Genomic DNA, 12,916 nt, shown 5'->3' on the forward strand with positions numbered 1-12,916 from the left:
TCTCCCGGCGCGTCGTCCCGGATCCGGCATTCGGGACGACGCGCCGGGTGGACGGCCGAAGACTCGATCATCTATGCGTGCATGGCGAGACAGACGTTTCGCATGGCATAGTCCGAAAAATGAATACCCCCGATTGGACCCTGCTGCGCTCGTTCCTCGCGGTGGTGGACATGCGCTCGCTGTCGGCGGCGGCCGCCCGCGTCGGGGCGACCCAGCCGACCCTGAGCCGGCATATCCGCGCTCTGGAGACGGCGTTCGGCGTCACCCTGTTCACCCGCACGGCGCGAGGGCTCGAACCGACCGAGGCGGCCCTGAGCCTGATCGCGGATGCCCGCGCCATGGGTGCCGCCGCGGAGGCGCTGGCGCTGAAGGCGCAAGGCCGGGCGCAGGGCCTGAGCGGCACCGTGCGGATCACCGCCTCGGTGATGGTCGCCAACCTCCTGCTGCCGCCGATCCTGGCGGAGCTGCGGGCGGCCGAGCCGCGCATCCAGATCGAGCTGGTCGCCTCCGATCAGGCCCAGAATCTGCTGCGGCGGGATGCCGACATCGCGATCCGCATGTTCGACCCGACCCAGAACGCCCTGATCGCCCGCCGGCTCGGGGAGGCACCGCTCGGGCTGTTCGGCACGCACGGCTATTTCGAGCGCCGCGGACGGCCCCGCACTGTGGCGGATCTGGCCGGGCACGACGTGCTCGGCTTCGACCGCAACGATGCCCTCCTGCGGGCCTATGCCGCCCACGGGCTCCGGGCGGCGCGCGAGGATTTTTCGATCCGCTGCGACGACCAGATGGTCTATTGGAACCTGATGCTGGCCGGGGCCGGCCTCGGCTTCGCCCAGGTGCTTCTGGCCGGGCGCCAGCCCGAGCTGGAGCAGGCGGAGATCGGCCTGCACATCGCCCCCCTGCCCGTCTGGCTGGTCCTGCACGAGGAGGTGCGCGGCAACGCCCGGATCCGGCGGGTCGCCGATTTTGTGTCGGGCGCGCTCATCGATGTGCTGCGCGGCGGCTGACGAAGTCCCTCGCCTCAGGCCGGCTGGCGCTGCTGCACCGGGGCGAGGCCGAACCGGATGATCTCGTGGGGCAGGCGGTCCAGCGGCAGGATCTTGATGGCGGCGCCGCGCTCGATCGCCTCCTTGGGCATGCCGAACACCACGCAGCTCTCCTCGTCCTGCGCCACCGTGAGGGCGCCGGCCCGGCGCATCTCCAGAAGGCCGTTGGCGCCGTCGTCGCCCATGCCGGTCATCAGGATGCCGAGCGCGTTGGCGCCGGCGCATTGCGCGGCCCCGCGGAACAGCACGTCCACCGAGGGGCGGTGGCGCGAGACCAGCGGGCCGTCCTTCACCGCCACGGTGTAGCGGTTGCCGCTGCGCTGGAGCAGCAGGTGCCGACCGCCCGGGGCGATCAGGGCTCGCCCGGGTTCGACCGCGTCGCCGTCCTCCGCCTCTTTCACCGCGATGGTGCAGAGCCCGTTCAGCCGCTTGGCGAAGGCGGCGGTGAAATGCTCGGGCATGTGCTGGACGATCACGAGGCCCGGGCAATCGGCCGGCAGCCCTTCGAGCACGTCGCGCAGGGATTCCGTGCCGCCCGTGGAGGCGCCGATGCAGACGATCGGCTCGGTCCCGGCCAGGGTCCGGCGGCGGCCCGCGGGCGGCAGCACGGCGTCGGCGGTGAGCTTCTTCTCCACCGCCCGGAAAGCCGGGCGGCTCGGGCGCAGCTTCGCCCCGGCGGCGCCCCGGACGGCGTCGCAGACCCGCACCGAGGATTCCATCAGGAACTGGCGCGTGTCGATGCGGGGCTTGGGCAGGACGTCGACGGCGCCCGCCTCCAGCACCTCGAACAGGGTCCGCGAGCCCTGGTCGGTGAGCGTCGAGCAGATGATCACCGGGATCGGCCGCTGCGCCATGATCTTGCGCAGGAAGGTCAGCCCGTCCATCCGGGGCATTTCGAGGTCGAGGATGATGACGTCCGGGACCTCGTCGTGGATGCGCCGCGCCGCGATGAACGGATCGGCCGCGGTGCCGAGCACGGCAATGTCGGGGGCTGCCTCCAGGATGCTGACCAGGGTCTGGCGGACCGAGGCGGAATCATCGACGATCAGAACGCGGATCGGTGCCGTCCGCTTCATCCGATCGCGCCCTTCGACCGGGCGAAGATCGTCGAGGAGACCTGCACCAAGCCCGGCACCCCCGCCCCGGCCATCGATTCGGAGTGGCCGACCACCAGGAAGCCGCCGGGCTGGAGATGTGTGGCGAGCCGGGACAGCACTGCCCGCTGGGTGTCCTTGTCGAAGTAGATCAGGACGTTGCGGCAGAAGATGATGTCGATGTCGCGATCGACCGCGTACTGGGCGTTCATAAGGTTCAGGTGCTTGAAGCGGACCCGGCTGCGCAGTTCCGGGACGATCCGCCCGACCTTCCAGGATGGGTCCCGGGCATTCATCACGTAGCGCCTGCGGAAATGCGGCGGCACCGCCTGGAGGACGTCCTCCGGGTAGATGCCGTCGGCCGCGACCCGCAGGACCTCCGTGGAGACGTCGGTGCCGAGGATCGCGTAGTCGAGGGCGTGCCCGGCCATCGCCATCTCGTGCAGCACCATGGCGAGGGTGTAGGCCTCGGCCCCCGTGGAGGCGGCGGCGCTCCAGAGCTTGAGGCGCCCTTGCGCGGCGGCGCCCCGGAGCAGCATCGGCACCAGCTCGTCCCGGAGCTGGTCGAAATGCGCCGGCTCGCGGAAGAAATCGGTCTTGTTGGTGGTGACGCAGTCGATGATGTGGACGAACTCTTCGGAGAGGTGCCCCTCCTCGAAGACGTGGCGCCCGTAATCCGACAGCGACTCGATCTCGAGGGCGCGCATGCGCTTGCGCAGCCGCCCCTCCACCATGGTCCGCTTGGCCGGGGGAATCTGGATCCCGACCCGGTCCTGGATCATCTCCGCGACGGTGTCGAAATGGCGGTCTTTCAGGCGCGGCATGGCATCGGTCCTTATGCGGCGGTCAGGCCGCCAGCGACGGCATGAGCAGGGCGGGGTCGTCGCCCGCCATCAGCGCCTTGAGGTCGAACACGACCACGAAGGCCTCGCCCTTGCGGCCGATCCCGGCGATGTAGGTCGAGCGCCAGCGGCCGCCGACATCCGGAGCCGGCTCCAGCTCGGCACTGTCGAGCTCGGCCACCTCGATCACCCGGTCGGCCACGAAGCCGACCCGCATCTCCCGGTCGCCCATGGGGATGTTGAGCAGGATGATCCGGGTCGCCTGGGTCACGGCGATCGCCGGCAGGCCGAGCTTCGTGCGCAGGTCGATCACCGGATAGCTCTGGCCGCGCACATCGATCATGCCGACCAGGAACGGGGGCGCGTGCGGCAGCGCCGCCGGCACCCGGTAATCGAGGATCTCGTGCACGGATTCGATGTCGATCCCGAAGATCTCGCGATCGAGGCCGAGGGTCAGGTATTGCCACACGCTGGACATGCTGGTCTCCGGCTGGGCCGCTGCCGGTCGGGTCCTGCCCGTACCGGGGGACACGGGCTTGCGCCGCGGCGACTTGGGAATCGGTCGTTTCAGGGACGGCACCGCGCGGACGAAAAGCCCGCGCGGTGTCGGGGCCGCTCACGCGGCGCGGATGAAGTCGGCGTCGCGAGCGTCGCCCTCGCCCATGTCGAGGTCGAAGCCGCCGCCCACGGCCCGGCCGGGCCGGCCGAGGCGGGCCTTGGTTGCGCCCTTGAGGGGAGCCCCCTTCACGGCGGCACCCCTGGCCGGCACGCCCATCCGGGCCGCGGTCGCCCGCAGCTGCGTCGCCGCCACGTCGATCCGGGCATCCGCCTCGTCGATGCGGAAATACGCGATCGTCGCCTGCAACCGCTCCGCTTGCGTGGCCAGCTCTTCCGAGGTCGCCGAGACCTGCTCGGACGCGCTGGCGTTCTGCTGGGTGACCTTGTCGAGCTGCTGGATCGCCTGATTGATCTGCGCCGAGCCGACATCCTGCTCCCGGCAAGCCGCCGAGATCTCTTCCACCAGCAGCGCGGTCTTGCGGATGTCGGGCACCAGACGCCCGAGCATCTCACCGGCCTGCTGAGCCGCCTTCACCGTGTCCGCCGACAGGGTGCCGATCTCGGCCGCGGCGGCTTGGCTACGCTCGGCGAGCTTGCGCACTTCGGAGGCCACCACCGCGAAGCCGCGGCCGTGCTCGCCGGCCCGGGCCGCCTCGACGGCGGCGTTGAGCGCCAGCAGATCGGTCTGGCGGGCGATCTCCTGAACGATGGTGATCTTCTGCGCGATGGTCTGCATGGCGTCGACCGCCTGGCCGACCGCGGCGCCGCTGGCCTCGGCATCCTTGGCGGATTGCCGGGCGATCGCCTCGGTCTGGCTGGCGTTCTCGGCGTTCTGCTTCACGTTGGCGGCCATCTCCTCCATGGAGGCGGAGGCTTCTTCGGTAGAGGCCGCCTGCTCAGTGGAGCCCTGCGACAGCTGCTCGGCCGAGGAGGACAGCTCCTGCGAGCCGGCCGAGACGTTGCTCGAGGCCAGGATGACCTGGCCCACGACCTCGCGCAGCTTCAGGTTCATCGCCTGGACGGCGCGCAGCAGGTCGCCGATCTCGTCGCGGCTGGTCGCGACCACGTCCTGCTTCAGGTCGCCCTCGGCGACGCGGCTCGCGGCCTCGACCGCCCGATTCAGGCCCCGGGAGATCGAGAGCGACAGCCAGATCGCCATGGCGAGACCGATCGCCACCGCGCCGGCGATGACGCTGACCAGCAGCAGCCGGGTGGTCTCGTAGGCGGCCTGGGTGTCGCGGACGAAGTTCTGGGCCACGTCCTCCTCGTAGGCGCGCAGCTTCGCGGCCTCCTCGGTGACCGCCGCCCGGGCCTGGGTGAACGGACCCACGATGATCAGCAGCGCCTTGGCGTCGGTGTTGGCCAGGCCGAGGGCGAAGATCCGCTCGCCGATCGGCTCCCAGGTCTTGACCGCGGCCGCGATCGCCTTGACCCCGTCGAGGAAGCCGTCGGCGCGGCCGGCCTCGGTGAGCCGGGCGAGATCCTGATTGAGCTGGCGGCGATGCTCCTGGTACTCGCTGGCGAACTTGGCGAGCATCGCGTCGTCGCTGATCATCACCTCGCGATAGACCTCGGCCAGGAGGCGGGTCACCCGCAGCTCGATGGCGTCGACCAGGCGGCGGTTCTCCACCGACAGGTCCGGGCGGGCGGCCAGCTCCTCGATCCGGGCCATCACGGTCCCGTAGGCGGCCATCTGCTCATTGCCGGCGATGCCGATGGCATTGTTGTTGCCGTTCTTGGCCGACAACTCCAAGCTCTTACCGGCGATCTCGTTCAGCTGGTTCCAATGGTCCTGCAGGGGCTTGATCCGGGCGCGCTCCTCCAGCGAGGCCCGGTCGGTGAACTCCGCCACGAGGGCGCGGAACCGGCTGTCCTGGGCCTTGAAGTCGAGGGTGAGCTGCGCCCGGCCGGCATCGGTCGGCTCCAGCAGGGTGCGGTTCATGATGCGCGCCGCCTCGACCGCCAAGGTCTCGACGCGCAGGACGCGCTGGACCTGCGCGAACGGCCCGGTCGCGAAGGCCTGCATGCGCTCGTTCGAGGCGCCGAGGCTCGCGATGGCGAGGTAGCCGGCCCCGCCCAGAAGGACGAGGATCAGGCCGAAACTCAGAGCCAGTTTGGCTCGAATGGTGAAACGCATGGGTCAGCCTGCTGGGTGAAACTGGAACTGCGCCGCGCGGGCTGAGTCCCGCGCGGGAAGCGGGGCCGCTCAGGCGGCCCGGATGAAGTCGGCGTCGCGGGCGTCGCCCTCGCCCATGTCGAGGGCGAAACCGCCGCTCTGGGCCGCCGCGGCGCGGCTGCCGCGGGCCTTGCCGTTGGCCTTGCCGAGCTTGGCCTTGGCCGGGGCAGGCGCCGGCGCGCCCATCCGGGCCGCCGTCGCCCGCAGCTGCGTCGCCGCCACGTCGATCCGGGCCCCGGTGTCTTCGATGCGGAAGTAGGCGATCGTCTGCTGCAGCCGCTCGGCTTGCGTGGCCAGCTCCTCCGAGGTCGCCGAGACCTGCTCGGAGGCGCTGGCGTTCTGCTGGGTCACCTTGTCGAGCTGCTGGATCGCCTGATTGATCTGCGCCGAGCCGACATCCTGCTCCCGGCAAGCCGCCGAGATCTCTTCCACCAGCAGCGCGGTCTTGCGGATGTCGGGCACCAGACGCCCGAGCATCTCACCGGCCTGCTGAGCCGCCTTCACCGTGTCCGCCGACAGGGTGCCGATCTCGGCAGCCGCAGCCTGCGAACGCTCGGCGAGCTTGCGCACTTCGGAGGCCACCACCGCGAAGCCGCGGCCGTGCTCGCCGGCCCGGGCCGCCTCGACGGCGGCGTTCAGCGCCAGCAGGTCGGTCTGGCGGGCGATCTCCTGAACGATGGTGATCTTCTGCGCGATGGTCTGCATGGCGTCGACCGCCTGGCCGACCGCGACGCCGCTGGCCTCGGCATCCTTGGCCGATTGCCGCGCGATCGCCTCGGTCTGGCTGGCATTCTCGGCGTTCTGCTTGACGTTGGCGGCCATCTCCTCGACCGAGGCCGAGGCCTCTTCCGTAGAGGCCGCCTGCTCGGTGGAACCCTGCGACAGCTGCTCGGCCGAGGAGGACAGCTCCTGCGCGCCCGCCGAGACGTTGCCGGCGGCCAGGGCGGACTCGGTCACCACGGCGCGGAGCTTGTCCAGCATCTGCTCCAGGGCGATGCCGAGCACGTCCTTGTCGGACAGGCGATTGGCCTCGACGGTCAGGTCGCCCGCCGCGATCGACGTGGCGACGCCGGCCAGCACCTGCAGGTTGTCGGTGGTCGCGCGCAGATTGGCCTGGACCTCGCTGCTGAGGCCGCCGAAATCCTTCGACAGCGTCTTGGTGAAGTCGCCCACCGAGGCGGCCGCCAGGACCTCCGAGATCTCTCGGAAGGCCTGCTCCACCGCCTGGGCGGTGCCCTGGATCCGGCCGACCTCGTCGAGGCGGCCGGTCTCGAACGGCGTCGCCAGGGTCGCCAGGCGGGTGCTGATCGCGGTCACGGGCTTCGCCACGGTGCGGACCAGGAGCAGGCCGATGGCGACGGCGATCACCAGGTTGGCGGCGATGCCGAGCAGGATCATCTGCGTCGTGGTGTCGAAGGCCGCGTTCTGCGCGTCCTGGCGGGTCCGCATTAGCGTGTTCTCGACGCCGACCAGGTCGGCGACCTCGGCGCGCAGGCCGTCCATGGCCTCCTTGCCGGCGCCGGCGATCTCGGTCTGGCGCGCGGCCTCGCGGGTCTCCGGATTGGCCATGGCGGCGATGCCCTTCTCGGCGACGCCGTTATGCCAGGCCTCGGCCTGCCGGCGGATCTTTTCCAGCCGCTCCTGCTGGGTCGGGTTGTCGGAGGTCAGCTCCTTGGCCTGCCGCCAGGCGGTGTTGAACGTCTCCCAGCCCTTCTGGTAGGGCGCCAGGAACTTGGCATCCCCGGACAGCAGGAAGCCGCGATAGCCGGTCTCCTGGTTGACCATGCCGGACAGGGCGCGGTCGGCGGCGTCGATCACCTTGATGGTGTGGTCCGTCCAGTTCACCGACTGACGGATCTCAGAGGATTTCCAGTACACGACGCCGTTGATGCCGAGGCCGACCAGCAGCATCAGCGTGAAGGCCAGAAACAGCTTTCGCGGTATCGAGATGTTGTCGAGCATGTTCATGGCCTTGTCCTTCGAAGCGGGGATCTCGGTCGGGAGCACCCTGCGGCTGGTGTGGTCCGGGCGAACCCGGGTGCGGATCTGATCGTGGCCGCTGCGCCCATGGGCGCAGGCCGGTTGGTTCGCGTGCCGTCCCGGAAACCGGATCCGGGACGAGGCGCTCGGCGCCGCTCAGGCGGCGCGGATGAACTCGGCATCGCGAGCATCACCGTCGCCCATTTCGAGGGCGAAGCCCCCGCCCGAGGCCGGGAGAGCCCGGCCGGGGCGGGCCTTCGCCTTGGCCGGGGCGGTCGTCGGCACGCCCATCCGGGCCGCCGTCGTCCGCAGCCGCGAGACCGCCGTGTCGAGCCCCGTCTCGGCCTCGTCGATGCGGAAGTAGGCGATGGTCGCCTGAAGCCGCTCGGCTTGCGTGGCCAGCTCCTCCGAGGTCGCCGAGACCTGCTGAGAGGCGCTGGCGTTCTGCTGGGTGACCTTGTCGAGCTGCTGGATCGCCTGGTTGATCTGCGCCGAGCCGACATCCTGCTCCCGGCACGCCGCCGAGATCTCTTCCACCAGCACCGCGGTCCTGCGGATGTCCGGCACCAGACGCCCGAGCATCTCGCCGGCCTGCTGGGCCGCCTTCACCGTGTCCGCCGACAGGGTGCCGATCTCGGCCGCGGCCGCCTGCGAACGCTCGGCGAGCTTCCTCACCTCCGAGGCCACCACCGCGAAGCCGCGGCCGTGCTCGCCGGCCCGGGCCGCCTCGACGGCGGCGTTCAGCGCCAGCAGGTCGGTCTGGCGGGCGATCTCCTGAACGATGGTGATCTTCTGGGCGATGGTCTGCATGGCGTCGACCGCCTGCCCGACCGCGACGCCGCTGGCCTCGGCGTCCCTGGCCGATTGACGCGCGATCGCCTCGGTCTGGCTGGCGTTCTCGGCGTTCTGCTTCACGTTGGCGGCCATCTCTTCCATGGAGGCCGAGGCTTCTTCCGTGGAGGCCGCCTGCTCGGTGGAACCCTGCGACAGCTGCTCGGCCGAGGAGGACAGCTCCTGTGAGCCCGCCGAGACGTTGCCGGCCGCGGCGTTCGCATCCGTCACCACGGCCCGGAGCCGCGCCAGCATCGTCTGCAGAGCGAGACCCATCGTATCCTTGTCGGAGAGCGGCGCGGCCTCGACCGTGAGGTCGCCCCCCGCGATCGCGTTGGCGAGGGCGGCGGTCTGCCTGAGATTGTCGGTCATGCGGTTCATGCCGGTGACCAAGTCGCCGACCTCGTCGTTCGAGGTCACCGTGATCGTCTGGCCCAGATCGCCGGCCGCGACGGCCTCGGCGAGCGACACGGCCCGCGCCATCCCCCGTGCGATCGAGACCGCGAGCCACCCGGCGATCCCGAGGCCGAGGAGGAGCGCGCCGGCCAACGTGGCGAGCATCAGCGTCTGGCTCTCCTGCGACGCCGTCTTCGAGTGCTCGACCGCCTCCGCCATCTGGCGGCCCTGGTAATCGACCAGGAGGTCGAAGGCCTTGTTGGTCGCGATGGACGCGACGCTGTACTCGCCCGCGACGAGCTCGATCGCGTGAATGGGCGCGCCCGGCTCGATCGTGGCCAGGGCCTTCTGGAACGAGGCGAACCAGGTCTCGAAGCTCTGCCGGACCGCTTCGGTGGGAACCTTCACGGCCGCACCGACCCGGAGCAGGTTCTCCAGGCTGCGCGCGATCTCGTCGTGCATCTGCTTGGTCGCAGTCACGTGCTCGTCCAGCCCGGCGACGCTGACCGCGCCCGTGGCGGCTTGCAGGCGGCCCCAGGCCCGTTCGAGGGGGATCTGGAACGCCATCACCGCCTTGATCAGATCGAGGACGTTCCCGTCGGCCTTGGCCGTGAGCGCCGCCAGCTCCGTCCGCAGCACAGCCATGGCCGGGCGCCCCACGCCGACGATCTCGGCCCAGGCCCGAGCGTTGGCGTTCATCCGCGCCAGCTCCGCGATCTTGTTGCCCAGGGCGACCTGCGTGTCATATTTCTGCTCGAGATCCTGGACGAGCCGGCCGCCCTCTTCGGTGGAGGGGCTGGCCTTGACCTTGGCGATGGTCTCCTGGGCGCGCTTGCGCATGTCGAGGGCGCGCTTGAGGGAATCCGCGATCTGGGCGTCGTCCACGGTGATCACCGCCGCGCGCAGGTTGGCGGTGCTGCGGATGGCGTTGGCCTTGGCTTCCAGCACCACGGCCTGCGTCGCCGCGCGGTCGCGGAGGAACGCCAGGCTCCTGTCGGACTCCATCAGGCCCCGGTAGCCCACACCACCGGCCAAGCCCGCGAGAATCAGCAAGGCGCCGAACCCGCCCGCCAGCTTGGCCTTGATCGAAACCCGCATCGCTTCAGTTCCTGCCGATCAGTTTAAGATTGCTTGCATGTCCGGGATAATGACGAAGTCATCCCCGGACTTGACGATGGAGCGGATGTATTCGGGCCGCCACGACGTGCCGATCTTCGGCGCCGGCTGGCGGGTCTCCAGGGCAACCGCGGTCACCTCGAACACCTTGTCGGCCACGAGCGCGACCAGGGTCGGATCGCCGTCGAGATCGAGCTCGATCACCACGAAGCGGGTGTCCGGCGTCGCGGCGGCGAGCGGCATGCCGAAGCGCTCGCGGATATCGGCCAGCGGCACGACGTTGCCGCGCACGTTGACCACGTGGCCGAGATGCGGCCGCGCCCCGGCGACCCGGGTGGTCGGGATCGGGTCGATGATCTCGCGCACCATCCCGGCCCCGAGGGCGAAGGTCTCGGTGCCGATACGCATCATCACGACCTGCAGGGCGTGGCCCTGCTCGATGGCCTCGACGAAATCGGTCATCACGCCACCTCACGGTAGTCGCGCAGCCCGTCCGGGGCGGCGCTGATATGGCCGCCGGTCATCAGCTGGGCCGGGTCGATGATGAGCGCCGCGGTTCCGTCGCCGAGGATCGTGGCTCCCGAGAAGGTCGTCACGTCCGCGTGCAGCTTCGACAGCGACTTGATCACCGTCTGGTGGTTGCCGAGGATCTGGTCGGCCACGAGCCCGAACCGGGCCTCGCCCACCGAGACGACGATCACCTTCTGGTACGGGTCGGGCGCGTCGGTGGCCTCGAACAGGCTGCGCAGGCGCAGGAACGGCACGAGGTCGCCGCGGATGTTGAGGAAGTCCCGGCCGCGCTCGCTGCGGTCGCCCTCGGGCAGCTCGACGCATTCCTCGACCGCCGACAGCGGCAGCACGTAACGGCCGTCGCCGACCCGGATCAGCAGGCCCTCGATGATCGCCAGCGTCAGCGGCAAGCGCAGCACGATGGCGGTGCCCGCCCCCGGCTCGGTGGTGATGTCGATCGAGCCGCGCAGGGCCTCGATGGTCTTCTTGACCACGTCCATGCCGACGCCGCGGCCCGACAGGGCCGAGATCTGCTGCGCGGTGGAGAAGCCCGGGGCGAACAGGAACTGGTAGACCTGCTGGTCGGTGAGCACGGCGCCGGAGGCGACGAGCCCGCGCTCCTCGGCCTTGGCGCGGATGCGCGCCACGTCGAGCCCGGCGCCGTCGTCGCGCACGGTGACGAGGACCTGGGCGCCGACATGCTCGGCGGCGAGCGAGATGCGCCCGGTGGCGTCCTTGCCGGAGGCGGCCCGGTGGGCCGGGTCCTCGATGCCGTGATCGATGGCGTTGCGGATCAGGTGCACCAGCGGATCGGCCAGGCGCTCGATCACGGTCTTGTCGAGCTCGGTCTCCTCGCCGTCGGTGACGAAGGTCACGGGCTTGCCGAGATCCCCCGACAGGTCGTGGACCAGGCGCCGGAACCGGCTGAACAGCGCCCCGATCGGCACCATCCGGATGCTCATGGTGGTGTCGCGCAACTGCGCCGACAGCCGCTCGATCTCCTCCGCGATGGTGTGGAGCCCGCCATCGGTGTGGAGGCCGGCGAGCTGGCTGAGCCGGGCCTGGGCGATGACCAGCTCGCCGACCCGGTCGAGCAGCTCGTCGAGCCGCTCGGCCTCGACCCGCATGGTGCTGGCCGCGCGCGGCTCGCCGCCGCGGGCCGGGCCCCGGCGCTCGGCCTCCGGCTTCGCGGCCGGCGTGGCCGCAGCCGTGGCGGCGGACCGCTCCGGGGCCGGAACCGGCACGGGCGCCGCGACGACGGCGGGTGTGGGGACGGGCTCGGGCGCCGGCTCGAGGGCGTCCAGCGGCGCCAGGGTCAGGACCATGTCGTCCCGCACGAACAGGAAGACGTCCTCGATCGCCTCCCGGGTCGCGGCCCCGCGGAGGGTCACGTCCCAGCCGAGCGCCAGGCTCTCCGGGTCCAGGGCCGCGAGGTCGGGCAGGTCGGCCAGCCGCGGCACCACCGTGCAGGGGCCGAGGTCGCGCAGCTCGTCGATCAGCGCCAGCGGGTTGGTGCCGTTGCGCAGCACCTCCGGGGCGAAGGCGATCCCGATCCGCCACCCCTCGGAGGCGGCCTCCGGGTGCGGCGCCTCGGATTCGGGCTGCGGCTTCGGCTGGGCCGAGGCCCGGCCCACCAAGCGCTCGAGCTCGCCCAGGATGGCCTCGCCGATCACCGGGGCGGTGGAATCCGGATCCTCGATCAGCGTGCGGATATAGTCCTTGGCCGAGAGGGACACGTTGACCAGATCGGCGCTGATCGGGACCTCGCCGCGCCGGACCAGGTCGAAGGCGGTCTCGAAATCGTGCGTGAAGGCGGCGACTCGGTCGAAGCCGAACATCGCCCCCGATCCCTTGATCGTGTGCAGCGCCCGGAACGCGGTGTCGATCAGCGCCGAGTCGCCCGGCCGGTCGCCGAGGTCGAGCAGCGTCGTCTCCAGCCGGTCGAGAAGCTCGTTGGCCTCCGCCAGGAACACCTCTCTTGGATCGTGGTCAGTCATCGTCGAGCAGATCCAGTTGTGCCGTCTTCCGAGGCATCCGGGCGATCACCGGCCCGTGAGGTCGCCGACCGGAGGCTAGATGTCGCGATCATCCGGGTTGACGCCCGGTCGACATCAGACTCGGCCATCGATCGGGAATCACCGTACTTGGAAATCTTTAAGAAAAGAAGTCCTAACGTCGTTAAAAAATCCGCGTTATCGGAATCTTTCGGGCAACAGTCTGTAACTCGATGAAATGAAATCTATATATTAGCGCAAAGATTCGGGAGCTCTATTTCGCCAATCCGGCGCAATATCGATTGTGCGCAAGTAAACCACCGGATGTAGAGGTAGTTGCGCTGCATTACCTGAGGTAGATACGATCAAT

The 12,916-nt window shown here is 70.1% G+C and carries 9 protein-coding genes; 1 reads left to right on the plus strand and 8 read right to left on the minus strand.

Annotation, left to right across the window (positions count from 1 at the left end; translation table 11 throughout):
* Positions 1-119 precede the first annotated feature (119 nt).
* Positions 120-1,010: a LysR family transcriptional regulator gene (locus tag BM228_RS04415; RefSeq protein WP_092037564.1), complete on the plus strand. Its 891-nt coding sequence runs from the start codon at positions 120-122 to the stop codon at positions 1,008-1,010.
* Between the two features lie 14 nt (positions 1,011-1,024).
* Here BM228_RS04415 and BM228_RS04420 read toward each other — a convergent pair whose 3' ends face one another.
* The 8 genes from BM228_RS04420 to BM228_RS04455 form a co-directional block, all read right to left on the minus strand.
* Complete coding sequence (locus BM228_RS04420; RefSeq protein WP_092037566.1) at positions 1,025-2,125, minus strand: protein-glutamate methylesterase/protein-glutamine glutaminase; 1,101 nt, start codon at positions 2,123-2,125, stop codon at positions 1,025-1,027.
* The gene (locus BM228_RS04425; protein ID WP_092037568.1) at positions 2,122-2,967 is read right to left on the minus strand and encodes a CheR family methyltransferase; all 846 of its coding nucleotides are present in this window, start codon (positions 2,965-2,967) and stop codon (positions 2,122-2,124) included. Before BM228_RS04425 ends, BM228_RS04420 begins: the two co-directional genes overlap by 4 nt.
* A gap of 22 nt (positions 2,968-2,989) precedes the next feature.
* On the minus strand, positions 2,990-3,463 hold the full coding sequence (locus BM228_RS04430) for a chemotaxis protein CheW (protein WP_092037570.1): 474 nt from the start codon (positions 3,461-3,463) through the stop codon (positions 2,990-2,992).
* A 138-nt stretch (positions 3,464-3,601) separates the two neighbouring features.
* Positions 3,602-5,680 (minus strand): HAMP domain-containing methyl-accepting chemotaxis protein, encoded by a 2,079-nt coding sequence (locus tag BM228_RS04435; RefSeq protein WP_092037573.1) that lies wholly within the window; start codon positions 5,678-5,680, stop codon positions 3,602-3,604.
* 69 nt (positions 5,681-5,749) lie between these two features.
* The gene (locus tag BM228_RS04440; RefSeq protein WP_244537015.1) at positions 5,750-7,687 is read right to left on the minus strand and encodes a methyl-accepting chemotaxis protein; all 1,938 of its coding nucleotides are present in this window, start codon (positions 7,685-7,687) and stop codon (positions 5,750-5,752) included.
* 168 nt (positions 7,688-7,855) lie between these two features.
* Positions 7,856-10,024: a HAMP domain-containing methyl-accepting chemotaxis protein gene (locus tag BM228_RS04445; protein ID WP_092037575.1), complete on the minus strand. Its 2,169-nt coding sequence runs from the start codon at positions 10,022-10,024 to the stop codon at positions 7,856-7,858.
* Between the two features lie 18 nt (positions 10,025-10,042).
* The gene (locus BM228_RS04450; RefSeq protein ID WP_092037577.1) at positions 10,043-10,504 is read right to left on the minus strand and encodes a chemotaxis protein CheW; all 462 of its coding nucleotides are present in this window, start codon (positions 10,502-10,504) and stop codon (positions 10,043-10,045) included.
* Positions 10,504-12,549, minus strand: a complete 2,046-nt coding sequence (locus BM228_RS04455; protein WP_092037579.1) for a chemotaxis protein CheA — start codon at positions 12,547-12,549, stop codon at positions 10,504-10,506. The genes BM228_RS04450 and BM228_RS04455 overlap by 1 nt, the downstream gene beginning before the upstream one ends.
* Between the last annotated feature and the right edge of the window lie 367 nt (positions 12,550-12,916).

It is taken from the genome of Methylobacterium pseudosasicola (assembly GCF_900114535.1).
GTDB classification, from domain to species: domain Bacteria; phylum Pseudomonadota; class Alphaproteobacteria; order Rhizobiales; family Beijerinckiaceae; genus Methylobacterium; species Methylobacterium pseudosasicola.